At 36.7% G+C, this 26105-nt stretch carries 28 protein-coding genes and 4 pseudogenes; 7 read left to right on the plus strand and 25 right to left on the minus strand.

Annotated features, from left to right (window positions below; all coding sequences use genetic code 11):
- Positions 1–167 precede the first annotated feature (167 nt).
- The 6 genes and pseudogenes from ymcF to AC4IFT_RS06425 all read right to left on the minus strand — a co-directional run.
- Positions 168–290, minus strand: a pseudogene (ymcF, locus tag AC4IFT_RS06400) (cold shock small protein YmcF); the annotation flags it as partial.
- The gene (cspE, locus tag AC4IFT_RS06405; RefSeq protein ID WP_490750872.1) at positions 287–499 is read right to left on the minus strand and encodes a transcription antiterminator/RNA stability regulator CspE; all 213 of its coding nucleotides are present in this window, start codon (positions 497–499) and stop codon (positions 287–289) included. The gene cspE and the pseudogene ymcF, both read right to left, overlap by 4 nt.
- A 384-nt stretch (positions 500–883) precedes the next feature.
- A complete protein-coding gene (locus tag AC4IFT_RS06410; protein ID WP_490750873.1) occupies positions 884–1090 on the minus strand; it encodes a hypothetical protein in 207 nt (68 codons plus the stop codon).
- Positions 1091–3283: 2193 nt separating this feature from the next.
- Positions 3284–3472, minus strand: coding sequence for a hypothetical protein (locus tag AC4IFT_RS06415; protein ID WP_180312529.1), 189 nt, complete (start codon positions 3470–3472; stop codon positions 3284–3286).
- A gap of 659 nt (positions 3473–4131) precedes the next feature.
- A complete protein-coding gene (locus AC4IFT_RS06420) occupies positions 4132–4635 on the minus strand; it encodes a GNAT family N-acetyltransferase (RefSeq protein ID WP_490750874.1) in 504 nt (167 codons plus the stop codon).
- Between the two features lie 157 nt (positions 4636–4792).
- Positions 4793–5966 (minus strand): IS3 family transposase gene (locus AC4IFT_RS06425; protein ID WP_490750875.1). Its coding sequence is split into 2 segments (ribosomal slippage): positions 4793–5705 and positions 5704–5966, totalling 1176 coding nucleotides; the frame shifts between segments, so codons are not numbered across the junction.
- Between the two features lie 673 nt (positions 5967–6639).
- Between AC4IFT_RS06425 and AC4IFT_RS06430 the strand changes: the two genes are divergently transcribed.
- Positions 6640–6894, plus strand: a complete 255-nt coding sequence (locus AC4IFT_RS06430; RefSeq protein WP_272536583.1) for a hypothetical protein — start codon at positions 6640–6642, stop codon at positions 6892–6894.
- 773 nt (positions 6895–7667) lie between these two features.
- On the opposite strand, the gene AC4IFT_RS06435 is transcribed toward AC4IFT_RS06430, so the two are convergent.
- Both AC4IFT_RS06435 and AC4IFT_RS06440 read right to left on the minus strand, forming a co-directional pair.
- Complete coding sequence (locus AC4IFT_RS06435) at positions 7668–8027, minus strand: hypothetical protein (RefSeq protein WP_272536582.1); 360 nt, start codon at positions 8025–8027, stop codon at positions 7668–7670.
- A 145-nt stretch (positions 8028–8172) separates the two neighbouring features.
- The gene (locus AC4IFT_RS06440; RefSeq protein ID WP_490732298.1) at positions 8173–8319 is read right to left on the minus strand and encodes a hypothetical protein; all 147 of its coding nucleotides are present in this window, start codon (positions 8317–8319) and stop codon (positions 8173–8175) included.
- Positions 8320–8444: 125 nt separating this feature from the next.
- Between AC4IFT_RS06440 and AC4IFT_RS06445 the strand changes: the two are divergent.
- The 5 genes and pseudogenes from AC4IFT_RS06445 to AC4IFT_RS06465 form a co-directional block, all read left to right on the plus strand.
- A pseudogene (locus tag AC4IFT_RS06445) lies at positions 8445–8693 on the plus strand (glycine zipper domain-containing protein); the annotation flags it as partial.
- A 141-nt stretch (positions 8694–8834) separates the two neighbouring features.
- The gene (locus tag AC4IFT_RS06450) at positions 8835–9254 is read left to right on the plus strand and encodes an aspartate/glutamate racemase family protein (RefSeq protein WP_490750959.1); all 420 of its coding nucleotides are present in this window, start codon (positions 8835–8837) and stop codon (positions 9252–9254) included.
- 889 nt (positions 9255–10143) lie between these two features.
- Complete coding sequence (locus tag AC4IFT_RS06455) at positions 10144–10647, plus strand: hypothetical protein (RefSeq protein ID WP_490750876.1); 504 nt, start codon at positions 10144–10146, stop codon at positions 10645–10647.
- A 274-nt stretch (positions 10648–10921) separates the two neighbouring features.
- Positions 10922–11962 (plus strand): hypothetical protein, encoded by a 1041-nt coding sequence (locus AC4IFT_RS06460; RefSeq protein WP_490750877.1) that lies wholly within the window; start codon positions 10922–10924, stop codon positions 11960–11962.
- 337 nt (positions 11963–12299) lie between these two features.
- Positions 12300–13160: a WlaTC/HtrL family glycosyltransferase gene (locus AC4IFT_RS06465; RefSeq protein ID WP_490750878.1), complete on the plus strand. Its 861-nt coding sequence runs from the start codon at positions 12300–12302 to the stop codon at positions 13158–13160.
- A gap of 186 nt (positions 13161–13346) precedes the next feature.
- Here the strand turns inward: AC4IFT_RS06465 and AC4IFT_RS06470 are convergent, their stop codons facing one another.
- From AC4IFT_RS06470 to AC4IFT_RS06495, 6 genes and pseudogenes are all read right to left on the minus strand, one after another.
- Complete coding sequence (locus AC4IFT_RS06470) at positions 13347–14798, minus strand: hypothetical protein (RefSeq protein ID WP_490750879.1); 1452 nt, start codon at positions 14796–14798, stop codon at positions 13347–13349.
- 5 nt (positions 14799–14803) lie between these two features.
- Complete coding sequence (locus tag AC4IFT_RS06475) at positions 14804–15463, minus strand: DUF2612 domain-containing protein (RefSeq protein WP_490750880.1); 660 nt, start codon at positions 15461–15463, stop codon at positions 14804–14806.
- A pseudogene (locus AC4IFT_RS06480) lies at positions 15460–16223 on the minus strand (baseplate J/gp47 family protein); the annotation flags it as partial. The gene AC4IFT_RS06475 and the pseudogene AC4IFT_RS06480, both read right to left, overlap by 4 nt.
- Positions 16219–16476 (minus strand): annotated as a pseudogene (locus AC4IFT_RS06485) (phage terminase large subunit); the annotation flags it as partial. The pseudogenes AC4IFT_RS06485 and AC4IFT_RS06480, both read right to left, overlap by 5 nt.
- A 213-nt stretch (positions 16477–16689) precedes the next feature.
- Positions 16690–17124, minus strand: coding sequence for a hypothetical protein (locus AC4IFT_RS06490; protein ID WP_490750881.1), 435 nt, complete (start codon positions 17122–17124; stop codon positions 16690–16692).
- A 30-nt stretch (positions 17125–17154) separates the two neighbouring features.
- Positions 17155–18174: a terminase small subunit gene (locus AC4IFT_RS06495; RefSeq protein ID WP_490750882.1), complete on the minus strand. Its 1020-nt coding sequence runs from the start codon at positions 18172–18174 to the stop codon at positions 17155–17157.
- 150 nt (positions 18175–18324) lie between these two features.
- Between AC4IFT_RS06495 and AC4IFT_RS06500 the strand changes: the two genes are divergently transcribed.
- Positions 18325–18819 (plus strand): DUF8617 domain-containing protein, encoded by a 495-nt coding sequence (locus tag AC4IFT_RS06500; protein WP_490750883.1) that lies wholly within the window; start codon positions 18325–18327, stop codon positions 18817–18819.
- A 5-nt stretch (positions 18820–18824) separates the two neighbouring features.
- Here AC4IFT_RS06500 and AC4IFT_RS06505 read toward each other — a convergent pair whose 3' ends face one another.
- The 11 genes from AC4IFT_RS06505 to AC4IFT_RS06555 form a co-directional block, all read right to left on the minus strand.
- Complete coding sequence (locus AC4IFT_RS06505; RefSeq protein WP_490750884.1) at positions 18825–19274, minus strand: lysis protein; 450 nt, start codon at positions 19272–19274, stop codon at positions 18825–18827.
- Between the two features lie 20 nt (positions 19275–19294).
- Positions 19295–19468, minus strand: a complete 174-nt coding sequence (locus AC4IFT_RS06510; protein ID WP_206277412.1) for a hypothetical protein — start codon at positions 19466–19468, stop codon at positions 19295–19297.
- Positions 19450–19920 (minus strand): lysozyme, encoded by a 471-nt coding sequence (locus AC4IFT_RS06515; protein ID WP_490750885.1) that lies wholly within the window; start codon positions 19918–19920, stop codon positions 19450–19452. Before AC4IFT_RS06515 ends, AC4IFT_RS06510 begins: the two co-directional genes overlap by 19 nt.
- Positions 19920–20189, minus strand: coding sequence for an HP1 family phage holin (locus tag AC4IFT_RS06520; RefSeq protein WP_004912034.1), 270 nt, complete (start codon positions 20187–20189; stop codon positions 19920–19922). Before AC4IFT_RS06520 ends, AC4IFT_RS06515 begins: the two co-directional genes overlap by 1 nt.
- 824 nt (positions 20190–21013) lie before the next feature.
- Positions 21014–22030 (minus strand): HNH endonuclease, encoded by a 1017-nt coding sequence (locus tag AC4IFT_RS06525; RefSeq protein ID WP_490750886.1) that lies wholly within the window; start codon positions 22028–22030, stop codon positions 21014–21016.
- A gap of 166 nt (positions 22031–22196) precedes the next feature.
- Positions 22197–22730, minus strand: a complete 534-nt coding sequence (locus AC4IFT_RS06530; protein WP_490750887.1) for an antiterminator Q family protein — start codon at positions 22728–22730, stop codon at positions 22197–22199.
- Positions 22718–23032, minus strand: a complete 315-nt coding sequence (locus AC4IFT_RS06535) for a Ref family recombination enhancement nuclease (protein WP_490750888.1) — start codon at positions 23030–23032, stop codon at positions 22718–22720. Before AC4IFT_RS06535 ends, AC4IFT_RS06530 begins: the two co-directional genes overlap by 13 nt.
- An 11-nt stretch (positions 23033–23043) precedes the next feature.
- Positions 23044–23637: a DUF1367 family protein gene (locus tag AC4IFT_RS06540; RefSeq protein WP_490750889.1), complete on the minus strand. Its 594-nt coding sequence runs from the start codon at positions 23635–23637 to the stop codon at positions 23044–23046.
- Between the two features lie 70 nt (positions 23638–23707).
- Positions 23708–24685: a reverse transcriptase family protein gene (locus AC4IFT_RS06545; RefSeq protein ID WP_490750890.1), complete on the minus strand. Its 978-nt coding sequence runs from the start codon at positions 24683–24685 to the stop codon at positions 23708–23710.
- 211 nt (positions 24686–24896) lie between these two features.
- Positions 24897–25178: a hypothetical protein gene (locus AC4IFT_RS06550; protein WP_490750891.1), complete on the minus strand. Its 282-nt coding sequence runs from the start codon at positions 25176–25178 to the stop codon at positions 24897–24899.
- A gap of 4 nt (positions 25179–25182) precedes the next feature.
- Entirely contained in the window at positions 25183–26049 is an 867-nt protein-coding gene (locus AC4IFT_RS06555; RefSeq protein ID WP_490750892.1) for a phosphoribosyltransferase-like protein, read from the minus strand.
- Positions 26050–26105 lie beyond the last annotated feature (56 nt).

Consider the following 26105-nt stretch of genomic DNA (forward strand, 5'->3'; position numbering starts at 1 on the left):
TTTTAGATAAAAGCTTGCAGAGGCAAGATTTGCTGTTCATAGCAATGGGGTATAATTATCAAACAAGCATACCACGTCAGCTTAAATAAATACGATTAATGCGATAAAACCTCATTAAAAAGAGATTTAAATATGAATCAAATTATTTATCAGCTAACTTGAGCTTTCATGACACTTTTACAAAAGATACATTTTGCACCATGTGGATTATTGACCGAAACATCAAACTGTGAAGTTCTATACTGGGATCCACTACAGCAAGGACATTTAAAATACAAATAGATTTTTATAGTGTCACCACGTTTCCAGCTGCAGGGCCTTTCATTCCATTCTCGATGGTGAATGAGACTTGTTGGCCTTCAATTAACGATTTAAAGTCATCGCTCTGAATAGCAGAAAAATGGACAAATACATCTTTACTACCATCTGCTGGAGTAATAAAACCGAAGCCTTTATCATCGTTAAACCATTTTACTGAACCAGTTAATATATTAGACATAGAAATTCCTTTAATTATTTAATATTTGCCATAAAGCATAATAGCGTTTGTTTTCAATTTTTACTTATGGGAATTAATTAGAAGGAATTCGCGATGAAGTGATATCAGGGATAACGCTAAATGGTGAACAACTTGAAACTGACTAACATAAATAGGTTTGTACGTCCAAAACAGTAAGGGCATTAAGCCACACCCCCCCGATTATAGCAAGTTTTATTTTTCACTCCACTTATAAGATAAATTATTATTTAACGAATTCCTTTTCAATACAAATCTTAAAAAAGAAATTATTTTGAAAATGACGACTTTTTCTCTGAGTTAGCACCTGTCTTACTGGAATAAATGTAAAAAATCTACAGTTTTTTTAATTTTATTGCTTATAATTTAGTGTTTCATTCTATTTTTTATACAATCAGAGCATATCTTAACAATCTTATAGCGTGATTTTTTAGCAGCTTCAATCGCTTGCATAGCATTAAAAAAGTTACCAAGGTAAAATCTATTTGCAGCTATAGGCATATTCTTGCATCCAACCTTATGTATTTTATAACCACCCAGTGGTTCAACTATAGTCTGAATATAATAATTCATTTATCTCTCCTTTATTTTTCAAAGGTGCTATACCAATATTTTTCCACCATAAATTAGTCCTCGAATCTCAGCGTTGTTAAAACTCATTACTCATTTAGTTTTAGCTAACTGTCAAATAATTTTACATCCAGTATACAAGTGCAAAAGTAGCCAGAAGTAATACCGTTATAATTAACACATTTTCTGTAAATGATAAAAAACGATGATATAATGCAGATAAATACATAGGTAATTCCTTAGGAAACGATTCCTTTAGATACCACATCTATTTTTTAGATAAAAGCTTGCGAATGCAAGGTTTGCTTTTTATAGCAATGGGGTATAATTATTTAAATCACTATAACACATTAGCCATACTTTTACTTGGTTAATAACCTCTGAATGTCATTATCCATCGCAGAGTAATTTAATTGAAATAACTATCTAATTGATTTAGCTAATTATATAACTTTAATCAATAGATTAAATTTCGTAAGTTAACTGATTTACTCTTACTAATTTTTTATTCACCGTAACTAATCTATAATATAGCTAAAAAAACCAATGTTAGTTACACTAATTATGAGTACTTAAAGGGTAGATGTAAACCTAAATATTTCAAATTATTAATGATTGGTCATATCAACTTAAAGGCTGCTGAGAGGGCTATTCAATATCTGGCTACTAAAAAGCCACCAAATGGAGGCTCATTGTACACTTAATCGACTATCAATTTAAAATACTTAGAAATAATTTGCATACTTTAAAACACCTATTATGTTTAAAATGATATTCAATTGTATGAAGTAACATCTCTTAGCCTACTCCTGTGTAAGCTTTTTTTCATTAAAAATGACCCAGTAAATGCAAGAGTACTCGTTCTTTATTACTCTTTATTACAATATCTCATCATTTTCATATGTATCATTCGTCATTGTTAACTTAAGTATGTTATTAAGAATTATTTATCCTTTAGCCTACTCACAAAGTAGGCTTTTTTTTAATCTTTATCGAGTCAATTCCTCTTGTTTTTTCTTTGTTTCACATGACTTTATTCATAAATAAAAGCTACCAACGATTAGCTTATGGCTATGAATATTTACAAATATAAGATAGCTATTGTTTGAATAAACACGTATTGTCATTGGCCTCATGCAGTACACCCAGTGTCATTGGGAATAACAATAAGATTTATGCTAACTCATTGTTTACTATCCCGTGACAAGGATATAGTGAAATTACTGCATTATTTGCTCATCCATGATGGGCTATTTTTTTATCTTTAGTCCTCCAGTTGCAGAGCGCCATGTTCTTCCGAGCCTAAATAAGCAATCAAACCTTCATAATAGATTTCAGTACCAGCAAAAATGATCCCCACTCCAATACTATAAGATGATTACCCTCCTTCTTGTTCAAACCCATGAAAAGAGTTAATTTATTCTAGTGTTAATACAATTCTGTATTTGATCCTATATTTCCAGACACTTTTTATCAATTACCTTAAATGAAAAAACCACCAGTGATCAGCTGATAACTATAAACCTTTACAAATATAAGTTGGCTATTATTTGATCAGTAATGTACTGTTGACTAACTCATGTAGTACACCTACTCATTAGGCATAATAATAAGACATACTGTAGCCCATAATTCAGACCCTCATTAGACACGTGGGTCTATTTTTTCTCTCCACTCCAACATCTTAAATCGCCTCTAATTATAACAACAGAGGACAAAACTAACTGGTAATTATAAATAATTATAAATAATTATAAATAATTATAAATAATTATAAACACATGCTAACCATAGAGATCTATGATGCAACGAATTCTACTATTGTTTTTAATATCAATACCCCAATTGTCATGTGCTTCATATGTCAACTCATGCAATCTGGATATTAATATTCTAGAAAATACTTCCGCACAAACGTCTTGTCTTGATATGGATGAAAATATTTGTAGCCACAAGGAAATATCTATTCTAGTTAGTGGGAAAATAATTAATACAAGGCCCTCTGGCCGCGCGGATAAGGGATGTCATCAATATAAAGACAAAAAATATCGACAATCTTTATCAGTGGGAGATCCAAAGCTAAGCCTTAAACGAGGCGACATCGTAATACTGCATGAAACATTTGAGGAGGACAGTCGAAATCCAATGAGCCGCTATACGCTATTTATTCGTATTAAGAAGTAGTTAAATGGAAATTTAACCTAGTTTTGTATGAAAAAGACAGTCTTTAGCTTCAAGTAACTTGCGAAGCCCTACTGACTTTTCAGTATCATCAGGTAACTGTGCACCCATCTGCTTAGATAGATCGCCAATCGGCTTACTAACTTCTTGTAAGTGAGCGAGTAAATGTTGGTATTCAAAATATTTCATAATTGGGTTAGACATTTAGTACTCCTATTGATATTAAAAAGCACCCTAATTGGAGGCTCGTTGTTGTTCTATTTCCCATATTGCTTTCTTGTCTAAAACATCCACTTGCAGCAGAGATAAATCAGACCTTCAATGACTCCCCATCCGCGCACCGCACATACAATACCGAGGATAAGGAAAGCTGACACATATGAATCATTAAACATGATGCTTTCCTTCTTTTAGTTATTGCTTCTAGTCGCTTCAATCTCTCGAATGCCTTTTAATTGCTCATTAGCTTTATCTAAAGCTGATAACAAAGAGTTATCCATAGTACCGCTTGGCAATAAGTTAATGTGCTGGCAGTAGTGGTACTGGTTCGGTTAGTGTTTTGGAGATCGGCGCACATTGACCTAGGAATAATGCTCCTGCCGCTGTAGTAATTACTCCGAGAGCATAGGAAAAAGGGCTTGAGTTTTTTTCATGCATACGCATATCCCCACCCTGCGGAGTGTTCCGGTTTATTGAATTAATAAGTAGCCATCCGCAAGATCATTGCAGTAATTAAACTATATGTGGATGATTTACTGTGACTATTTACAAAGAAAGGCCACACTAGGTAACCTTTGTAATTGATTGCTAATTAAACTAACTTGGCACTCAGAGCTATCTGATAGATGATTTTATATTGTTATTTATTGTTCTAATGTATAAATACAGTCATCGAACAAAACTCCGCCAATAGCGTAATTATCTTTAATGATTTCTGTAAGGGTAAATCCATTTTTTCCCAGAACTCGAGCTGATGCATTGTTTCCGCCAGTAACCACAGCTTGATACCGTGAAATGGCGGATAATTCAGGTAATGCCAATAAGGCTGCTAATGAGTCCGTTGCTAAAGACATACCTGAAAACTCACTCGCTATCATATAACTAACCTCAGCCACTGGCTTACCACTTTCTCGAACCATCTTTAAGCCAATTAGCCCCATTGGAATCCCGTCAACTTCTCTTCTGATCACTAAACATAACCAATGAGAAGACTCCAAGTCCCACTCTGGTAGACGGCCTTCAAAGGCATCTTTAATTTGCTCATCACTTAGCGGGTCAGAAATAAACCTCATTATTCCAGCGTCGCTATATAACTTCCTAAAAAAATCCCAATCTGCTTTCGTTATTTTTGTTAGGCTAAACATCATTTATTCTCCAGCAATATTTTTATGATATTAGTCTCTTTCTCCCTATTAAATCATTAATATCATAAACATCAGCAGCAAAAATCAACAAACCAAGAATAAATATTTTCCCTACAGAGTGTTCAGATGCTTAGTTAACAGAAATCCACTGTAATTGCCCCTATATTTCCAGACACTTTTTATCACTTATTTCATTATGAGTTCGACGCCGCAGGTACTCTCGCGGAAAACGATAACCCAGTTCACGGTGAGGATGCCATTCATTGTAATGCTCGAAGGCTGCCGCAAGATTCTTTACTGCCGTTAATCCATTAGGTTTTGGCATTAAACTTATGTAGTCTCGCTTCATGATTTTTACAAAGCTTTCAGCAATACCGTTACTTTGTGGACTACGTACCGCCGTATGTCTAGGGGATAAACCAACTTGTTTAGCGAACCAGCGCGTTTCATGGGCTCGATATGCTGAACCATTATCGGTCAACCACTCTACTGATTTTGTCGGTAACCCGTTACCGAAGCGATACTCCACTGCACCCATCATGACATCTTGCACGGTTTCACTGTCAAAGCCTCCCGTGCTAGCTGCCCAATGAAGGGCTTCTCGATCACAACAGTCTAAAGCGAACGTGAAGCGCAGTTTTTCACCATTATCACATCGGAACTCAAAACCATCTGAACACCAACGTTGGTTGCTTTTATTCACCGCTACTTTTCCTGTATGAGCTCGTTTCGAGGCTGTGATTGCGGGTTTACGTTCCAGTAATAATGCTGATTGCTTCATGATACGGTAAACACGTTTGGCATTAATAATCGCGATATTTTCATCCTCAGATTGCCGACATAACATCGCCCAGACGCGGCGATAACCATACGTAGGCAGCTTATCAATCACGTTGTGTATACGAGCAAGCGCATCGCTATCATCTTGAGGGCGTCGTCCTCGTTTATCTTTCCAATCACTTTTCCGTTTTGCTAGAACGTATAACTGCGCTCGTGATACACATAAGGTTCGGCTCACTAAGCTTATTTTCCATCCTTGGGTAATAAGGGCGCGAGCGCTATCCACTTTTTTCTCGACCATACTCGACAGCTTCTTTAAGAAGTTCATTTTCCATTGTTTTTTTGCCGTGCAACCGCTGTAGCTCTTTAATTTGCTTTATTGCAGAGGCTAGCTCAGAGGCAAGAACAACTTGTTCACCTGCTGTTACCGCGGTCAGGCCTCCTTCTTGATACTGTTTACGCCAAAGGAAAAGCAGGCTTGCCGCGACACCATGTTGTCGAGCAACCATGGAAACACTCATACCTGACTCAAAGCTTTGTTGAACAATGGCCATTTTTTCTTATGGGGAACGTCGTTTTCTGCGTTCAGGACCTAATATCTCGATCATGTTATCTCCAAGAACTAGTCTAAAAACTAGTATTAAGATTATCACTAATTTAAGTGATACCAACTGTCTGGAGATCTAAGGGGCCAGTCTATCCACCAGCAAACGAAGATAAAAAATAGTAGTTATTTCAACTTCTAAACAAGACTTTCGAATTGAATAAATATTTACTTGTAGCAGAGCAAGTTGCTCTAGTAGCTAAAGTGGTCCTATCCGACAAGCAATATTTTTTAGCTCTAAAATATTGATAGAGTCAATACTAGATACTAATTTACAGCTCATCGCTGCTTGCATTTCAGTGAGCTGTTTTTCTAATTTTTTTATTCGTTCTTCTAAACTACGGTCAGCCTTTACCATAGATATTCGGGGAGTTCATGTATTTCTGATATTTCGACTCATAACTACCTTTCTTAAATAGAAAAAGGCCACGCAATGCGCAGTTCTTGTAATAATTTATGGAATATTTTGTTGTTAGAAATGGTGTTGTAGAGGCACATACTGAGAGTGTATTTATTTAGGTTCCCATTGCATGTAACCACTTCAGACTGAGTGGTTATTTCATTCCCTAATGCCACTAACTTGTGTATAATTTAATCACCAACGTAAACAAGGAATGAATTGTATGTCTAGCACAATCAATGAATTATCTTTAAATGAGTTGGTTTCTCAGATTGATGAGATTAAGGCTGAAAATAGTGCCATAGAAATACTGTTAACTATGGTTATTCACCAGCTAAGCAATGAGCAAAAGTCGCGAGTTAAGTTAAGAGCTTATGAGTACAATAACCTCATCGCTAAAAATGGAGATTCAGAAGCGGAAAAGGGCTCTGCTATACGCCATGAGACTCTTAGTAAAATTCTTGATGCCGTAATTTAATCCTCCAATCTATTAATGACTTCTACATAAATGTAAGCATATCTTATTTAGATATGCTTTTGACTTACAATTAATCTATAAACTTTATATCTATACTTTTGCCGGATATTCACAAATCTTGCACCCCTTTCGTTCATTACATCAGGCTATTACTGGTATAAAGTGGCTTTAGTATTTTCCACAATGAAAAGGAAGCATTCAACTTTATGAATTTGATAACTCTTGTGTAATTCCGCTGTCGCATGAATGTAATAGTTAATATGCCTTCCCATTTATATACAAAGGGGTACAGCTAATATGAACCGCCATCGAGGCATCTAACCCCGACTCTTAGTTTTGCTAAGACTAATTGGTCTTCCTGTTGAGCTAATGGCGGTATAAAGTTATTTAGCTAGATTGGTCAGATAGGAAACAAAAAGAATGAATAGCACAACCATTACAACAGCAATAATCATATTCTGTGAGAATATCACAACGCGCCTATAGAAGGTTGACCATTTCATGAGGAGCTCCTTGGGAGTTACTCCCTTGGATACCACATTTATTGTTTAGATAAAAACTCGCAAGTGCAAGATTTGCTTTTTATTGCAATGAGGTATGATAACTTAGACACTATAACACATCAACTATAAATTAGCGCGATTAATAATCAGAAAGCAAAAAAACCGCCATTGCTGACGGCTCTATACCGCAATCCAGATTTACCTAGTATGGGACGCCATGATTAAGTAAATCGGAGTGGTATTTATTTTTTTCAAGGCCGCCGTACAGCATTAATTTAATTTATATCCATACCCTGCACATTGCTCAATAATACTGTTGTACTTGTATTCATTATCACCAACGAGGACAACTCGACGTAAGTCAATCTGACCTATAGGCGCAGGCATTGAAAGAATAAAAGGGATTGTCTCTTTATTTGATTCAGCGAATGACCCGCAGTATGCATCATATGGATTAGCAATCATTTTGCCGAGTTTAAACTTTGCAGATGCTGGTAATTTAAGGTGGTTTTTTATTAGGCTAACTACCTTTGCTTCTTCCTCCTTATTCAGATCTCTCTCCGCTGCTAAAGTGCTGCTTGATACAGCCATAATTGAGATGGTTAGTACTACTGAGAATAATCTACTCATTTAATTATCCCTCATTAAATATGAACATCCGATATCTATTTAATTTAGGTCGATAATATTATTAAAGATGAAATGATGAGGCAATAAAGAACCCCGCATTCCGATATTTCATTCTATGATTTTGGTTGCAACGCATTCACTCTTATCACAATAGCATCAAATTTGCGTAGTTCACTAATACCTTTTTACTATCTATCACTTTTACTTTATTAACTACCTCGTTATCCATTTCTAGAGTCACATCCAGCATAGCTAAACAACCATCAACAAAGCCCTCAGCGACTTTCATCATTTGACGAATTCGTCCTTCACTCAGTTTCTATTTTTTGCAATACTACATTTAGATACTCCGTAAAGGTAATGCAACACTATCAAGCCTAATTCTTCTTCTTTTCAAACGTAGGTGGATTTGTTGTAGGAGCCAAAGCAGGTGCAATCATCGGTTCATTCATCCTCCCTAGTGTTGGCATAATTATCGGTGGTGGAATTGGAGGTACCACAGGTAAAGTATTCGGTAAACAAATTAATAATCTTGCGGGCCAAGGGTTTATAAAACCGAAAGATAATACTCGAAAACAAATAAATGTAACCTTAAGACTTACTTATGGCTACATAAAGAAAAAATCACTATTGGGATTATTTATGAACTTTAAAAGCATAGCATAAACCACGGTATCGTTTGTAACAGTTAGTATCAATTGTCAAAGTGCCATCACTTCAAATCAATATTCTAATTCAAAGAACTACGACATTACCTTTCCATCACAGTGAAACTTAAAGTATGAAGGCGTTGATTTCGATCTTGGCATTTATAGTTGTAAAGATTTAGCACAACTACAGTCAAATGCTCAACGTAAGCAGTTTGGAAAACAAGTTGAAAATTTTGGCCTAGCAAACCGGTTAGCTTCCGTGAGAACTGTTTCAATGACAGGCGCAGAAATCGTTAACAATCCAGATAAAGCTTATGAAATGATAGTGAAACTCAGCGATACCTGTGCACAAAAAGATGGGGCATCCTGTGTCATTTTAGGGGGAGCTGCACTCGCAGGTTTCCCCGCAATCCTTCATGAGCGAGTAAGTGTTCCACTGATTGATAATCTCGCAGTAACCATTTCAACGGCACTCACTCTAGCAAAGTACGTTCCCCAGCCAAATCGTAATCAGCAAACGCCATCACCTAAAATGGGCAGCCAAAATTTATCACCAGAACTTTCTGGTTTTCTTTAAAAAAAACAACAGATTAGTTAAAATTACACCAATGAATCTATCGAAGGTACTATTAATATCTATATGAATACGTCTCAATTAATGAAGATAGATATTAAAACTTATGTTAACCGAAAAATATTATGGCCCGCATTAGGCATGTGGGCCTTTTTTAGTTTAATTTCTAATAGACTAATTATAATTTACCTTCAGTAAAACCAACATTTCACAATAATTATCAATAAGTTAAAGTTTCTGGTTAATTTAAATTATGGCCAATAATATTCAATACCGTAAGAACTAAGGATGTTATTCTAGGTTTTAAACAACATTATTCATATCCTGAACAACATCCATTATGTTTTATACAAGAGCCAATAATGAATAAACCTTGAAGGTTATTAGAAAATTAATAGTATTACAGCCACTATGAATATTTCCAATATGAAAAATTATACCTTATTTAAAGCTAACCGAAAAAAATATAGTTTTTTACGTGAATTTAAGTAATCATAGACTCAAGAAATAAACTAATTCATTTTTAGGCACCTTATTAGGCACTTTTGAAAAGTTGAATTGAACATTAGCACTATAAAATCATTTAGTTAAGCGACGAATTCAGACTCCGCCAGCCCACCAAATTTGGTGGGTCAGTGATAAGACAACAGGTTTAAAAACAGGAAGTTAGCAAAATCAGTTGGACTAGACACTGGCAACATTAAGACTAGAAAGTGCACGTGAAATGCACGCGCATTTGAAAGTTACTAAAAGCCCACTTCGGTGGGCTTTTTTATTACACCTCAAAAACTTACTTAGAGGTCCTTAATCTCGGCTAACAATATTAAATGCCCGCTAGTGATGTATTTTGCCATTACTCTTGCAACAACAACCTAAATAGGAAGAAATCAATATGTCTGGCATATGTCCTCAAGTATCTTATGGAAAATGGTGTACTTGGTCAGATCGAATGCAGCTTACAAATATTACGATGCCTGGCATCTACGCAATTATTAGAACGCTAGATGACTACTCTGGTAAGGATTTTTGCTGGACCGATCCTGTTAGTTATATTGGTATGAGTGTTTCAAAAGGTGGATTAGCTAGAAGGCTATATCAATTTCAAAGATCTGTAACAGGCAACACAGGTCACAGTGGTGGTAATAGAATTAAAAAAGATTTCAATGAATCCAATATTGGTTTCTTCAATTTAGAGAACCAACAGTGGAGTGATGGCCATAAATTATTTGTCTGCATTCAACCAGTAATAATAAATGCTGATGATGAATTCCCTCAACAACTAATAAAAAAAGGGCATGTTACTAATTTAGAATATCTCGCTCTATCAAGATTTGCTGAACTAAATAAAAATGAGTTACCAAAATACAATAAAGCTAACTCTCAAAATTATTATTAGTGCGTTACCATGCGGACTTAGCTTCAAATCCTATGATGAATGATACTTACTGATGATAAAAAATTTTCAGTTTGTAGCTTCACAGTTTTCTTTTAAACGACTAACGCCTCTCTAACGAATCAGCACTTTGATAACTGAGTCTCAAAATCCCCCCAATTACATAACTAAAATTCAGTAATCTGCTTCATTTATCATAGATATACATTCATATCGCTAATATAATGGATCATAAGGTTTTTTAGTATTCACATGATTTATGTTACCGAGGCTCATAATGCAACAACGTAAAAAGACCGTTCCGATTTTAATTGCACTAATCGTCATACTCGCAATTACTGCTATCGTGTTTAATCGCATGTATATGAAATACAGGCATGAAAACAAAGTATTGCAAAGCACCATCGGTACCGAGACTCTTATCAATAATGGTTTATCATATGAAAAAACCGGTATTGATAAGACTGTCAAAGCGCTATATGAAAATACAGCAAAGGATTGTGGTGCAAACTCACCAGCCTATGAGTGTTCAGGTTTAGTTACCCATGGTCTAAGATTGCAAGAACAACAATCGCCATGGTCACACCGACCAATTGATGAAAATAATAGTGTCGCATTCTCTTTTTTACGCAAAGATCATAAATTTTCATCTTCTGCCGACTACGGTAGTGGGTTTATTTTCTTCCCATTAAAATCAGTCCCGCAAAGTAAAGATAGCTATACCGTTCTTTGTGCATACCCAGCGGATGGTTCAACGGACGCTAAAAAAACAAATAACTTTGGTTGTGGGCCTTTAGTTGATGAGACTATCCCAGATTTCTATTCAAAAGAAATATTAGCCAAAGTGAAAGAAAATGGCATCGAAAAGAATTCTGGAAACTGCCTTGATTACAATTTAGATACAGCTCAAAAATGGTTTGATTTCCACATTAAAAATCATTATTTCCAAGATAAATCTATCATTATGAATATGTTCTCTTGCTCATACCCGATGGCTGGAAATCAGAAAAGTGCAGAATCATTCAGTGTAGTTACTGATATTAGAAAGCTACTTGATGAAAAAGAAGAATATAAGCCAATTAACTGGAACAACGAATTGCTTATTACTGCATGGGATAGCAGTAAACCAGAAACACTTCCAGTTATGGCTATATTTTATACGATTGGAGAAACCACAACGTTAAATAATGCGTTGTTATATCAACGTAGTTTCTTTGATAAGACTGGCGAGATCATACCTCTTGTGGGTATAAAATTCCCTGCAGATAAAAATGATGAAGCCGAATTTGTTGAGTTTGTAAACCAAGTCGATAAATAACATCATACTAAGCGTGCATCTAATGCACGCTTTTATTTTTAACTAATTCGATACCAGCCCATCAACATGATATAAGCATTTGTTACTGCTAAAGCTGCTCCTGAATCTAAGTTTTCTGTATTCCCTGAATAGGTATGAGTGTGCCCTCCATGTTGAGATGTACTACCACTCAAGGTGCTCACAGCGTTGAAAACATACTTACGAGAATTGGTTACGTTACTTCCTGTGTACCCACCATTACGGTGGTTTTTTGCTGTTAGATGGCTTCACCATTTGATAGTATAAACTACTTAATGTTTACTTTTCCTAAAGTAACAAAATCTAAATTGGGATATGTATGAAAAAGTCTATATCTATAGTAACTGCTTTTTTTGATATTGGTAAGGCTAGTTGGAATGCACAAAATGGCAAAGAAAATAGACTAGTTAGAACCGTTGATACGTACTTTGATTATTTTAATAAGCTAGCTCAACTAGAAAATGAAATCATTGTTTTTACTTCACATGAGTATGAAAAGCGAATATTAGAGCTACGGGAAGGAAGACCAACTAAAGTTATCACGCTTGATTTATTTAGTAAATTCAAACATACATTGAGTAAAATATCATCCATTCAGTTAAGTGAAGAATATAAAAATAAAATAAGACCACAAGAAGCGGTAAATCCAGAGTGTTGGTCTGAAAAATATGTCCTTGTAACTAATCTTAAATATTATTTTGTCCATAAAGCAATTGAATCTGGTCTAGTATCTAATGAGCTCGTCGCTTGGGTCGATTTCGGCTATTGCAGAAAGAATAAGACAACTTACGGAATAAAAAATTGGTATCACCCTTTTGATGAAAATAAAATTCATTTATTTACTATCAGAGACGACTTTAAAATTGAGCCACTAGATATCGTCGTTGGCAGAGCGCTAAGGAATGAAGTGTTTATTGCAGGTTCACCGATTGTTGGCTCCCAAAACCTTTGGCGTCGCTTTTATCTCATCACATCAGAAGTACAGCGGAGATATTTGAAAAGCGGTATTGTTGATGATGACCAAGGCACTCTTTTAATCGCAGCTACTGAAAACCCCGAATTAGTCGATTTACATTTTTTGGGTAAAATGAAATGGTTTTATGCCCTGAGATTATTTCATAAAGGATCTTCTATAAATTACCTAACAAAAATCAAGTTACTATTAGGAATTGCCAAGTAGTTGGAAATAGAGGTTTATTCTATTAAAAGTACCCTACCATTTTTTTAGAGTTAACTCACAATAGTATTTTAAAAGGTCAGACACTTAAAACTATAAAAGTATTCTGACCTTATCAATTCATAAAAAAAACGTGGATTATCAGCCTCGTAATGTAATATGTAGCTATTTTCTTATGATTGGTACGCCTTATTTAAACAAGTAAACTTTGCCAAGCCCCCAATATCTCATATCGTTTACTGTTAGCGTTTTCCCTCCGTTAGATAATCGGCCCACAGCTCCACGAGAACCATTGCCTCCATCAATCGCAAAGGGGATGCCATCAATTGGTGCAACCCCCGTCCAAAGAGCAGTACCATCCCTAGTACTTTGGATTCCAATTATAAATCCAGTAACTGATTCAGGTAATGCATGAGAAGAATCCCCTGCCCCCTTACCATCATATATTTGAACCATTGATAATTTTTTATATGATGGCAGCGTATTAATTTTATTATCAATTTCTTTTCTGTTGTACGTTTCAGATTTAGTATAACTATCACCTTTAACGGCATAATTCCCTGCTGGGGCATAATCACCAGCAGGCTGATAGCTCCCTTTTGGCTGATACCGTGTATCCCCTTCGGCCTTCGTATAGCTTTCACCTTTAAGTGCGTAATTACCTGCGGGAGCATAGCTACCTTTCGGTTGGTACTTGGTATCAGACTCTGCTTTAGAATAGCTGTAACCTGCCGCTTGATAGCTGCCTTTGGGCTGGTATTTATTATCGGTTTCAGCTTTGGTGTAACTATCCCCTTTTAAGGCATAATCCCCCGACGGTTGATAACTCCCCTTAGCTTGGTATCGTGTATCCCCTTCCGCTTTGGTGTAGCTCTCGCCTTTGAGTGCGTAATTCCCTGCTGGGGCATAATTGCCCTTAGGCTGATAGTTGGTATCAGACTCCGCTTTCGAATAGCTGTAACCTGCCGCTTGATAGCTGCCTTTAGGTTGATACTTACCATCGGTCTCAGCCTTGGTATAGCTATCCCCTTTTAAAGCATAGTCACCTGATGGCTGATAACTGCCTTTCGGCTGGTATCGCCCATCGCCCTCTGCTTTCGTGTAGCTTTCACCTTTGAACGCGTAATTACCTGCTGGGGCATAGTTGCCTTTGGGTTGATAATTGGTATCAGATTCAGCTTTAGAATAGCTGTAACCTGCAGGCTGATAGTTGCCTAATGGCTGGAAGCGCTTGTCAGATTCCGTTTTGGTATACACATTGATATCACCAGCACTTAAATCGGCTTTCAGTTCCTGCCATGCTGTACCTGCGACAGGTTCAACTTTGTTATTTTCAATCTTCGACTGCCACGTTTTGTTTTTATGATAAATAATCGCGCGGATTGGGTATGGCTTGCCTTCTGCTGCCCACTTAGGAAAACCAAAGCTTTGTAATTCCCCTACTGCTTCGGTGATATCGTGAAATATGCCGTTCATCTTTTCACGTTCAATATCTTTGGCGGCAGGGTCAGTTTGTTGGTCACGCTCATAATCGTAACTATAGCCTTGCGTGTATGAAACTGCGCCATCGGCTTGCACATCATCGGGAATAGAGATTCTGTCCCCTTGTGTTGCAAAGGGGATTTTAAATATTTTTGTCATGAGTTTTAGGCTCCGAAATTACTGCTAAGGAAGTTTTTACGATGTTGGCCGTGACCAAAGGCTTTTTTCGTCACGATACGGTATTTGACACCCACACCCGATGGGCGAGGCATAAGATCAAAGTTTTCAAGAAGGACCCGTAAACGTTCATCTGGGTTGAAATTGAACACGTAATACAAATAGCTCATATCCAGCGGATCAAGCACAAATACCTTGCTGTCGTCCTGCCAGAAGAACCGTTTAAGAAATTCGTTAATATTGGTGACCGTTGGGCTTTGTGTAAGGTTAAAATAGCACATACGCACGATGAGACGTTTTTGGTCGACCGTCAGTGATAGTGTGTAATCGGCATTGCGCCGAAAGTTGCCTTTGAAATTGGCATTTTTTTTACCAAAACCAAAGCCGATTTTGGTTTTATCACTCGGGGGGACATCAATCCCCAACGGCACATCGAGTATGCGCGACCAAATATTCAGCCCAAACTCATTTGCCATATCGATATTAAATACATCACGGTACCAATCACGCCAAAACTGGACTGTGGATTGTTCAAAATATTCCGCTTTGTATTTGGCTAACGCCTTAAGGTTTGCTGCATCTTCATATTGCCAAAGGATCGCCTTTAATAAATCAGAATGAAAATCAAATGATTGAATTTTGCTCATACCAGCACCACCTGTACCGCACTGCGTTTGAGCCTTGCCACCTCATTCATTTTGATTTCATAGTTATTTGAAGACCAGGCTTTGCCATCGGTTGAAAGGTCGACACGTGTAATAAATAAACGAGGCTCAACAGCATTGATACCGGCTGATATTTCGAAAGGTGATAAATCACGTCCCACCACTAAACCGCCCTCACCATCGATATCCCCATTTGCCCATGACTCAACCGCGGCGGGAATAATGGTTTGTGCATCTACGGTGGCTTTTTCACTGTTACTCGGCAGAACAACACAATTTCTTTCGCCCTATCGAATTTAACGGGATAAATTTGGCCGCTGATAGTTTCCAATACCTCAACCTCTTCACGACCGTTAAAGGCGGCGCCAAGCGTTTTTGTACGCAGTAACGAACGAGCAATCGCCTCTTTATCGCCTCCTTCAACACACACATAAATGCTATGGGGAATTAACGTGATCTCATCGAAAATCATCGGTTGGTCTGTGTAGTTTTCTCGATAGGCCAACGAACGCACACCCTCAAGTTCATATAATGCAGAAGTGATCGCCTCCCCCACACTCACCGTGTTTTTGGCTAATGTCTGCTTACGTCGTCGCCTTGATTGTAAGTCTGATTCAGCATCTCGCCCCAACACTGCATTGCTGGGGTTATGAACGGTTTCCCAACCTAATACCGAACTGGCCACTTTATTGAGTTGGCCCACACCGCACTCAACCGCCCCCGTTTCAATAGCGCGCATATTTTCCAAAGAAATAAGCGGGAAGATAACGGGAAACAATATCAGACTTACCATGTTGTGGTGGTGCGCCTAATATTAACTTAGGGCGCTTCCCGTCCATCATATCAACCAAGAACTGGTCGAGCGCATCACACACCGTTTGAGAGAAATGGCTCGTGATGTATTCAGGGTTTATATACTGAATGAATTCATGCAAACTACGGCGCGCTATCTCCCTTTCGATCTCTTCATCAAACAAACTGAAATCGATATTCATAGCCACACCTAAAATGGAATAAATAGCCCTTTCACCTCAAAATGACAGTGAAATGGAAAATGAGTTTTTGATAACAAATTAGCAACGAATAAAAAGCCTAAATTCAGGAAGAAGATTTAGACTTTTATCGGTTTGAGGTGACATTTTAATTGAGTTGAAAAGTCGCAGGGCATGTAAGGACCATTATGTTAAATAAAGGCAGTAAAGAAGAAATTATCTACTAATCTTTTTCACTTCATGAGGTAGTGCTTTTCTATCTATCCACTCTCCCCGTACATCAGCAATAAATGGCCTAAACCTACCGCTATTAATATGCTGCAAAATTCTCTGAATGTGTTTACTTTCGATATAATGGCCTTTGGCAAAATTAAGCCTAGGCCTATATAAAAATAAACGTACACCTGATTCAACAACACTATAATCCTTAGACAGCACAGAGCCAAAACACAACATAGTCCCAAAAACAAAATAGCCGTCGTATTTACGCACTCGCATTACGATATGAAAATCATAATCAAAACCTTTAATTTCTAGAACTTGCGCATTAGTACCATCGAAATTGAAACCATAAATTCCGTTGTACTTATCGGTTTCATATGTATGCCACTCATACGTTATTTGGTCTACTTTTACCTTTTGCATATCCATGCTTCCATTTTCCCACATGGGTATGTTATATCACTTTTCGGCTTTTTCTCTCAATTGTATAAGCTGCTCAAAACTCAAATGACTTAAATCGATACCTGTTGATTGAATAGGCCCACCATCAGCACCTGTAATCTCAGTCTTGTTCTTAACCATCCCTAAATGTTGTGCAACCATTTTAAGCGCATCATCTTGATTACGAGTGATAACCTCGACACCAAACTTACCCTCTTTCACACCCGCAAATAAGCGACGAGCTGCGCCAGTTAAATCACGCGTATCATGAAAATGCACACGGCCAAGACCTGCGCCATTACATCGAGGACAATCGGGATTGGGGTCTAATGTATCATCGTAACCATAGCCCCCTATATCTTGCGGAGGTGGTTTATTTGCCGCCGTGGCTTTTTTCACAGCATCTTCATATTCGACCGCATCACGCCACTGATAATTGAAACCAAAACCCCAACAATGACGACAACACAAGCGACAATATTCAGTTAACTCATTAACGTCTGCTGTCGCAATATCCCACCACATTTTTAATACAGCATCTTGGGTGATTTCGGTTCTGCGTTCTCGTTCTGCCAAGGCGTCCCTTATTGCTCGATTGACCTCAATATTTCTATATATCTGACTTGCGCTAGCATAAGCATTATGGCCATCACATTTACCACCTGCTCTCTTGTATGCAGCCGTGCGGTTTAAGTCGATAAGATACTCATTGACGAAACGAAATTGTAGGTCTGTAAGCTTGTAGTTACGCAGGTTCAACGCACTTTCATCATTGTGTGCATTATCCTGTTCACTACTCTGCGCAGTTGATATAGGACCATTACATATAGGCTCTTTTGCGCATTCTTTATCGTGCGCAGTGCGCAATTTCTTTTGCGCAGTTTTTTGCGCAGATTGCGTAGCGGTTTTTTTAATATATCGCCTTGCTGTTGCGTAATTGAGTCCCTGGTCTTCGCAAAACTCTTTAGGGGATATTCCTGATTTAGCATGTTCGGTGAGGAACTGTTGCTGTAGCGTCCCCCAATCCGGTTTAGCCATCGTGTTTATCTCCTTAGCCTATTAAAAAGTCCACTAGTTCTTTTAAGGTAAGCTTTTTGATAATTTTGATAATTTCATCTAAAACTATATATTGTTATTAGATTTAGAACTTTCCCTACTCGTAAGTTAATACCATAAGGACACTAATGAATGTCTAAATTTCAATGCAGTTGTGGTCATATAATCAGGGATAATACTGATTACCTCAGTTACAAAGCTCATTACATAGCTGACCAAGACTTTTACGACTTTCTTGATGAGTTAGAAGAAGGCTCTAAAGATAACTTTGCTTCTATATCATTCAAATATGTAAGAGACATATATCAATGTACTCATTGCAATAATATATTCATTTTCAAAGGTAATTTTTTTTATGAATTTAAGCCAATAAAAGAAAATAGCCATAGCTTATTAATGTCTAAAAAAAACGAGAAATGGTCAGGTATTTTAAGAGGGCACTTCATCAACGGTAAAGGAGAAATCTACTGGGAAACAAACCAACAACAAGATTTCCTCACTGGCCTTTCTCGCGAGCAAGTAGAGCTTACTTATTATCAAAAATTTAATGAATTGCTATCCCTTGGGATACTAAGAGACTCATTCTTAAATGTTGATGGTGTTATGATTCACGAATATGAAAATTAATTAATTCACCAGATACACTCTGTTCTTATATAGCCCTGCAACCCCAAAATCATTTGCTCTGATTCTGCAATTCGCTCTCTGAGTAACCAATAATTTCGGATAGCGGAGTCAGTAGGTCGGGCGGTGATTGCATCATCCAAGCCGGAGGCGGTAGTGCCTTCGGCTTTTTTACAACTGGCTTTGATGTACACCCGCTCAGGATTACGCTCAGCAGCAATACGCAACTTATCAATTTGAATTTTTGCATTAGCTAATTCCTGAGTATGTTTAGTATCGAGTTTATGAAGGGATTGGACTCGTTCTTGGTAATCTTCATTAATTTTGACTTGCTCTGTCAGCTCAACGAGTAGTTCGGCATTCTTGATGTTTAGCTCACCTATCCTTTCGTGTTGTTTCCACATTCCCCATATGGCTACCCACGCTGCGATAAATAACGCGACTCTGACTGTATTCATGGCGGTTACCATATAGAAGATTAAAAATTGATTTGCCGACCTTTGTAATGATCGATAGCTTTCTGGCAGCGTTTTTCTAAACTGACTTTATCAATACTGCATGTGTTGTCTGTGAGTCTGTAGGCACCAAATACAATCATTGATATCGCAAGTAGCATAAAGAAAATTACAACCACTATAGGTTTCCATGACATATGGCCGCCTCCGCCTCTCTGCGATTAACGAGTCCACGCCATACCTTGCCACCAGCGTAAACCCATTTTTTTAGCTCTTCGCAAGCACCATATTGGTCACCTGCGTTAAGCTTTTTAAGCATTGTCGACTTAGCGAACGCACCCGTGCCGACATTGAAGGCAAATGAATACAGTGCGGCTTTTGTATGTTCATCAACAGGAACTTTAACCAGGCGATCGACCTGCAGTTTGGTTTTCATAAAATCCAACTCTAGCAACTCATTACATTCTTCTTTTGAATAAACTTTATTAGGAACAATGTCTTTCCCCGTATGCCCATAGCACACTGTTAATACCCCACCCACATCTTCATAAGGTTCATATCTAACACCTTCAAAATGTGCAATCACTGTTAAAGCGATAGCCAAAGCCCCTGCGCCAACGAGCACAGTTAGTTTTTGTTTGAGTGACATTAGATATCCTTAGGTGCTTTCGCCATAAGTTCAGCGGCTTTTCGTGCAGTAGCTGATGGGTTTTGTGGGTCAGTCTTATTGACCAGATCTTCAAATAAACGAGTTCGCTTTCGTTGTTCTCGCCTATTCATGAAGAAAGTCGCTAGCCCTAGGATGATGCTGAACGCCATCCCGATAATAAAACCCCATTCATAAAGTGATAGGCTCGCGAAAAATGCTGTAAGCCCAGCACTACCGTAGGCTGCGTTGCTATATTTATCCATACGCATGATTTCACCTCCTACGGAGTGCCCGAGTTTAGTTAATAGATATCCAACCACAATGCATTGCAGTGATTAAATATGTTGAGTGTGATTTGCGGGGGCTGTATACGAAAAAGGGCCACGCAATGCGCAGCCCTTTAAAAAATTAATTTAATTAAGAAAAACAAGCGAACCTTTCATCTAAAAATCATTTTAGTGAATTATTCTATGGGTATATTCTAATGCAATGCAAAATAACGCTTAAAAAATCAGCAATCGAGTGTTATTTACAAAAATTATTTCAGTTCTCATGTAAGGCATGATTTTTTATTAATGCCTTTTGCTATACAGCTTACCGACATGATCTATTTTCTTATCCAACCAGTTATCCACAAGAACTGTACAATTTGTTCACTTGATAAAATCGAGTATTAACATTATCTTGGGGCTGTTACAAAAGAAAAGGCCAGAAAGCATAAGCCCTCTAGCCTTATTCAGAAGCCAACTAGAACTTTTTAACCATTCTTATGCTGACCGTATTACAACTTAGACACTTGTGATTCTAAGCATGAAAATGGTTTCTGTAAAGCTTCGGTTGGTACACATCAAACAAAATGAGGCTTACGCCATGCTTAAAAGATTATTACGTAAAGAATTTAAAACCCAATACCGTTTTCGTTTTAAACTACCAAAATCAATGATTTCATTATCATTCGAGTTTGAAATGAAGAACGGATAGATATATATGAGGTCAGTAAAAATTAATTTTATCTGACCTCATTAATCTTTCGTATCACATAGTGTTTAACGTTAATTTGGATTTCATGACCACTTAGTAAAACGGAGTATACTTATACTTCACCAACGTATTTTTTCTTTAGCTCATCAATACTAGGCCTGTGACTTTTATCCTTTGGCAAATGAATAATGGTCCCATTCAATGCTCTGTATAGTGGATCATTTTTTAAGTCATCAGCAATCTCAACTTGATAATGGCTAGTAATTTTCAGTAACCCTAAATCAAATAGAGTGTGTATATCTGCTCTTAGCAAAATACCATTAGTAATAATATTTCCTTGATTGCCTGATTTGGAAAATGGATTAATGTGTGCAGCTTCAAGTAATTCCTGAATGGTACATCCGGTAATTGCACATTTTCCATCATAAGCTAAGAGCAAATTCTGCCTAAATTTTCGCTGCCCTCTACGAGCTAATATAGATCTCGTTACATACTCTGGTAGTGAATCATATAAATTAACATCAGAATCAATATTAGTGTTTGCAGCAGAACGAATACTCATTTGGGAATTAACTTTATCAGGGTTATTGTCACCTTTTAAAATTAAAATAGTATCATTTATAGATACAGCCAAATGGTTAGTTAAACTTTGTTCATCCTCTTCTGTCGGCTCTTCTTTATAATAAAATGACATGGGATTATAAAAAACGTTATTGTATTTTGTACCTTCACCTTTACCGTCTACATCCAGTCCTAAAAACTCAGATTTTTTAGATTTTCTAATTACAGTATCCAATCCTTGAGGGTTTGTTTTTGATTCAGCACAACCAATAACTGCTCCTTTTCCCTTCTTATCAAAACAGATAGCAACATATATCCCATTTGATACCTTCTGGTTTTCGGGCAATAAGCAAACATGCCATATGAAAGGAAAATTACCAGCGCCTTTAGATATATCAATTGTTATTTTATTAATTGATAATTGTTCTGACAGTTTCTCTTCAATTTCATTTTTTAGTTTATTTAATAATGCCTTAGCTTGAATAGCATAGGTCGAAGATGTGCTAAAAACTTTATCTGAAGTACTTTGTCTGTATTTACAAACACTATTTAATGCATCATATATCATCAAAAAGCTCCCATTTGATATAATGGAGCCTACTTTGACACATTTGATCAATTAATATGTAAATTATTAATTATCTTGCTATTTATATCACAAACAAAAAACCCAGCGCATTGGCTGGGTTAGTTGGTGAAGTTACTCAAATGGCAACCTACCTTTAAATAGTGGATCATTGGCTCAAAGAAGTCAACACGTTCTTACTATTATTTTTCTTTTTCCACTCATTATCGCGTATTTTAAATGCATTATAGAGATGTGGATAAATTAAATACTCGGCAGAACGGATGATTTCTTTTACCTCACGGCGACATGTGGCCATTGAGGGCTTTCGATGTTCAAGCGTGCGATTTCTGCGAACCATCGGGCGTGGCTGTGCAATACCATAATAATAACGAGCAATGGCACGGTCGGAGCTCACAAAGGCATAACGTAATAACAATAACGTAAATGCGACTCGGTCTATATGATAAATTTTATCAACCACCTTGGTGATTAACATTCCGTCGTCATCGTTACATATTTCCCTTTCTGGATAATCACGCTTTTCCACTGTAGCCATAAATTCAGCAATGATACTGCTTTGGCGTTTTTCTAATCTACCACTGTAAACCCAAGCACCAAACTTGGATAGCCAACCTTGTAACCAAGCCTCTTGCTCTTCATCGAGTACAAGTCCATCAGAAATACTTTTTATACTCGACATGCGCGCAGCTCCATGACTTCTCTTTTCGTTTGTTCCAGTAGTTCAGTTTCGGTACCGTGAATTTCTTGCCACGTTTTAGGCGCTGTATGAAAGCCAGTATCATAGCTAGCGCGGTGGTGAGGTGGACATAACGGCAATACATCTTTATGGCTAGCTCGTTGAGCCATGCCCTGCCCCGTTCTCACATGATGAATTTCAGCGAGGCTTGCTCCATACCCCATATTGCGGCAGCAAATGCAGCCAAGCTCTGCTACATCTGATAGCCACTGTTTATCTTTTTTGGTCTTTGATTTTTTGGTCATTGGTCTTGCCTCTAAGTAAAATCCAATAACTGAGCCGCCGCATTTTCAGCAGCTTCTTGGGTGGGAAATTTACGGAATAGAATGAAATTCCAAAGCACATCGAGTGTGGCTTTGTAGAGTTCGCCAAAGGCTAGGTCATCCATTTTGGCAAAGCTGATTGATTTGGCTACACGGCATAGGCTACCGTCTGGCATTTCAAAGGTTTCATAATGTCCAGACTGTTCAACGACCCAATAACGGAAAGCATCAAAGGATTTGGTTGCTGAGATATTGTGAGCACGTTTCTGTGCTATCTCATCTAGGTAAACATCTGCAGCGGATTGAAGATCATCGTCGTTATCTGTGTAGTAAGCGAGGAATTTAACGTAACCGCGCACCAACTCTTTTTCTTCAGGCGAAATGGTACCGCCGGTTGGTTCCCAGTATTCATACCCTAGATTGAGTAAAGCGAAGTATTTACGGTGAAAACGTGGGTTGCGAGCTTTCTTGAAATCAGCCGAAAGCACATCACCACACTTGATTTTGGAATGCAAAAAATCCCTTGCCGCTGGATTAGCCGGTACAAGAGTGTCGTTAGACATTTTGATAAAGCTATGCTGTGCCATACGTTTCTCTCAGTAGACACAGCAAGTGTTAAGATTGGGTGTTCAGACCAATAGAAATATACAATATTTTTTATTTATCATCTAATAATGCAGAGTAATTGTCAATATTATCTATGCTTTGAATATTTCTTTTTGATGAAAATTCTTTATATAACTGTAATATTACTTTCCTTTTTTCTATTACATATAAATTATCAGGCTCAATTTGTAAAAAATAATTTAACTTTCCTAAAACTCTTTCGAAAATTAAAAAATCATAAGAGTTAGGAATTAAAGCACCAGCTTTCTCTAACCTATAAATTTCATTTCTTAACCGTCGTTTAAACTTTCGAGGAACTTTCATTACTTTGTTACTTATCGATATTCCTGTAATGATTTTTCTTTCTCCGGTTTTACTATACTTAGTTTTAGAAGAATTTATAAGATAATCTTTCTCTCTTAATGTGGAGTGTACAATATTCAAAATCATTTCAGGATTTATATTTTCCCCAGAGAAAGCTATATCATCTGCATATCTGCTATATTTCAAATCATTTTCTGCTGAATATTCATACAACCTATTATCTACGTCAAACAATACAACATTACTTAAATAAGGACTTGTACAGCATCCTTGAGGGAGATACCCTTGATATGTGCACAATCTAACTACAAACTCAACTATTTCATTATCTAGGTAATTGCATAGCACTTCTTTTATTTTATTCCTTGTTGTATTATGAAAAAAATCAATAATATCCAGTTGTAATAATTCGTTATTTTTTAAATGTTGAGCAGTATGCATTATGAAACTTTTATTTTTTACATAAGCAAAGGAATTTTCATGTATTGGGATTTCTAAACTCATTAGTTTAGATAGAATCTTACTTTGGATAGCACCCAGTGACGGATATGGAACTGTGATTTGCCTTAAACCACCTTTTCTTTTAGGAATAAAAAAAATACGATAAAATTTACTTGGTGAAAAGAGACATCTTAATACTAACTCAGATTCAGATTGATTTAATGATAAAAATTTCTTCAATTTTCCAAAGCTTTCACTTGCCACTATAAAGAAACCTCAAAATGAGCTGGTTTTTTTACCTAAAAATGAATGGTGTTACTCAATATAAACACATTTGCGTGCAAATGTGTTTCATTTGCGCTGATGGAACAGAAGTGCAAATGAAATGTATTGGCTAAAATTAGCCTCACCATCCCAGTGGCGTTGACACCACCAGTTACTAAAAAAACCAGCTTTTAATACTATGCCCATATATTTATTTAAAGTCAATTTTTCTAGATAAATCAGGGCGTTTATTTTTTAATAAAAAATTTATTAATGCTTGTTTTTCAACGCTTAAAGTATTTAACGTTAAAAATTTTTCTTCTGCATTATAGGATACTAAATCCTCATTTTTTAAATATAACATACAAGATACAATTACATTTGGACTAAGCTTGTATTTTTCATTGAAATAATAAATACTTGTCTCTCTTTTTTCGATAAGAGCTGTAAGCATAATCTTAATCGCATATCTTACTACATAATGATCATCCATAAAATCACCCTACCCTTACAAAAAGTCTCTTTCTGCTTACGCCACCTTTTAGCTCTGCCCACCAAAATACAGGAAACACATTATTTGGACAATTTTGATTTGCTCCACAATATAGTGCTTCACTTTTTTGATACCCAAATGAAAAAACTTTAACATCAGCTCTTTTACCTTTAATTTTTTTCTTCAATTTTTCTTCCATGCGATTCATTGTTTTTATTTTACTATCTAAATCTTGCCCACAAAATTTTTGTGATATTCCTTTTTCTAGAATAATGGGGCTAAATATTTCATACCCTTCACCTTTGATTTTGCTCATACCTTCGCCCATAGCAGCATAACAAATAAATTTTATAGTAATGCCGGATATTCCTTTTTCCTGTATTTTTTCTTCAAAAAACTTAACTTTTGTAATTATTTTACTCCCTGTCCCTACAAAATCATCAAATAAAATAACTGTATCATTATTTTTAACATCATCGATTGCATCATGTATTGTAGGTCTACACCTGCTGTACCACTCTTCTGAATTAGTTGGAAATAGGTGTTTCAGATTATTAACACCTCCTGATGAACCATCTACTTCACCTTTGTCAGCAACAGCTGCAATTAGCGTATTATTGTGCTCTACATCCCACGATATTATTTTTTCGACTATAGACTCTAAGCATTCCTCCTCTTTATCAGAAGTTAAATACACAAAATTATTCAGTAAAAAACGTAACAACTCTCGTTCATCATTATGATCAAAGGTTGTTGATAATTCTATTAACGCAGCATTCTTTTTTTCACTCAACAACCAGCGATGTTCTTGCTGTAATTCAATGATCCAATTGAAACTATCTTCATCGTATGTTTTATTATTTATGGTCATACTATTATCTATTTTATTTGAATGTTATATTAAATAATAACCTTAGTTTTTATAAA

Source organism: Providencia sp. UF-183 (assembly GCF_058246155.1).

Excerpts from the sequence above, each read along its gene's own strand:
- AC4IFT_RS06465 (WP_490750878.1), top strand. The coding sequence starts at position 12,300 with ATGAAAAAGTCTATATCTATAGTAACTGCTTTTTTTGATATTGGTAAG.
- AC4IFT_RS06490 (WP_490750881.1), bottom strand. The coding sequence starts at position 17,124 with ATGGATATGCAAAAGGTAAAAGTAGACCAAATAACGTATGAGTGGCAT.
- cspE (WP_490750872.1), bottom strand. The coding sequence starts at position 499 with ATGTCTAATATATTAACTGGTTCAGTAAAATGGTTTAACGATGATAAA.
- AC4IFT_RS06495 (WP_490750882.1), bottom strand. The coding sequence starts at position 18,174 with ATGGCTAAACCGGATTGGGGGACGCTACAGCAACAGTTCCTCACCGAA.
- AC4IFT_RS06430 (WP_272536583.1), top strand. The coding sequence starts at position 6,640 with ATGTCTAGCACAATCAATGAATTATCTTTAAATGAGTTGGTTTCTCAG.
- AC4IFT_RS06520 (WP_004912034.1), bottom strand. The coding sequence starts at position 20,189 with ATGCGTATGGATAAATATAGCAACGCAGCCTACGGTAGTGCTGGGCTT.
- AC4IFT_RS06505 (WP_490750884.1), bottom strand. The coding sequence starts at position 19,274 with ATGAATACAGTCAGAGTCGCGTTATTTATCGCAGCGTGGGTAGCCATA.
- AC4IFT_RS06470 (WP_490750879.1), bottom strand. The coding sequence starts at position 14,798 with ATGACAAAAATATTTAAAATCCCCTTTGCAACACAAGGGGACAGAATC.
- AC4IFT_RS06515 (WP_490750885.1), bottom strand. The coding sequence starts at position 19,920 with ATGTCACTCAAACAAAAACTAACTGTGCTCGTTGGCGCAGGGGCTTTG.
- AC4IFT_RS06475 (WP_490750880.1), bottom strand. The coding sequence starts at position 15,463 with ATGAGCAAAATTCAATCATTTGATTTTCATTCTGATTTATTAAAGGCG.
- AC4IFT_RS06460 (WP_490750877.1), top strand. The coding sequence starts at position 10,922 with ATGCAACAACGTAAAAAGACCGTTCCGATTTTAATTGCACTAATCGTC.
- AC4IFT_RS06555 (WP_490750892.1), bottom strand. The coding sequence starts at position 26,049 with ATGACCATAAATAATAAAACATACGATGAAGATAGTTTCAATTGGATC.
- AC4IFT_RS06540 (WP_490750889.1), bottom strand. The coding sequence starts at position 23,637 with ATGGCACAGCATAGCTTTATCAAAATGTCTAACGACACTCTTGTACCG.
- AC4IFT_RS06420 (WP_490750874.1), bottom strand. The coding sequence starts at position 4,635 with ATGATGTTTAGCCTAACAAAAATAACGAAAGCAGATTGGGATTTTTTT.
- AC4IFT_RS06410 (WP_490750873.1), bottom strand. The coding sequence starts at position 1,090 with ATGAATTATTATATTCAGACTATAGTTGAACCACTGGGTGGTTATAAA.
- AC4IFT_RS06500 (WP_490750883.1), top strand. The coding sequence starts at position 18,325 with ATGTCTAAATTTCAATGCAGTTGTGGTCATATAATCAGGGATAATACT.
- AC4IFT_RS06435 (WP_272536582.1), bottom strand. The coding sequence starts at position 8,027 with ATGAGTAGATTATTCTCAGTAGTACTAACCATCTCAATTATGGCTGTA.
- AC4IFT_RS06510 (WP_206277412.1), bottom strand. The coding sequence starts at position 19,468 with ATGTCATGGAAACCTATAGTGGTTGTAATTTTCTTTATGCTACTTGCG.
- AC4IFT_RS06415 (WP_180312529.1), bottom strand. The coding sequence starts at position 3,472 with ATGTCTAACCCAATTATGAAATATTTTGAATACCAACATTTACTCGCT.
- AC4IFT_RS06530 (WP_490750887.1), bottom strand. The coding sequence starts at position 22,730 with ATGTCGAGTATAAAAAGTATTTCTGATGGACTTGTACTCGATGAAGAG.
- AC4IFT_RS06440 (WP_490732298.1), bottom strand. The coding sequence starts at position 8,319 with ATGATGAAAGTCGCTGAGGGCTTTGTTGATGGTTGTTTAGCTATGCTG.
- AC4IFT_RS06525 (WP_490750886.1), bottom strand. The coding sequence starts at position 22,030 with ATGATATATGATGCATTAAATAGTGTTTGTAAATACAGACAAAGTACT.
- AC4IFT_RS06455 (WP_490750876.1), top strand. The coding sequence starts at position 10,144 with ATGTCTGGCATATGTCCTCAAGTATCTTATGGAAAATGGTGTACTTGG.
- AC4IFT_RS06535 (WP_490750888.1), bottom strand. The coding sequence starts at position 23,032 with ATGACCAAAAAATCAAAGACCAAAAAAGATAAACAGTGGCTATCAGAT.
- AC4IFT_RS06550 (WP_490750891.1), bottom strand. The coding sequence starts at position 25,178 with ATGGATGATCATTATGTAGTAAGATATGCGATTAAGATTATGCTTACA.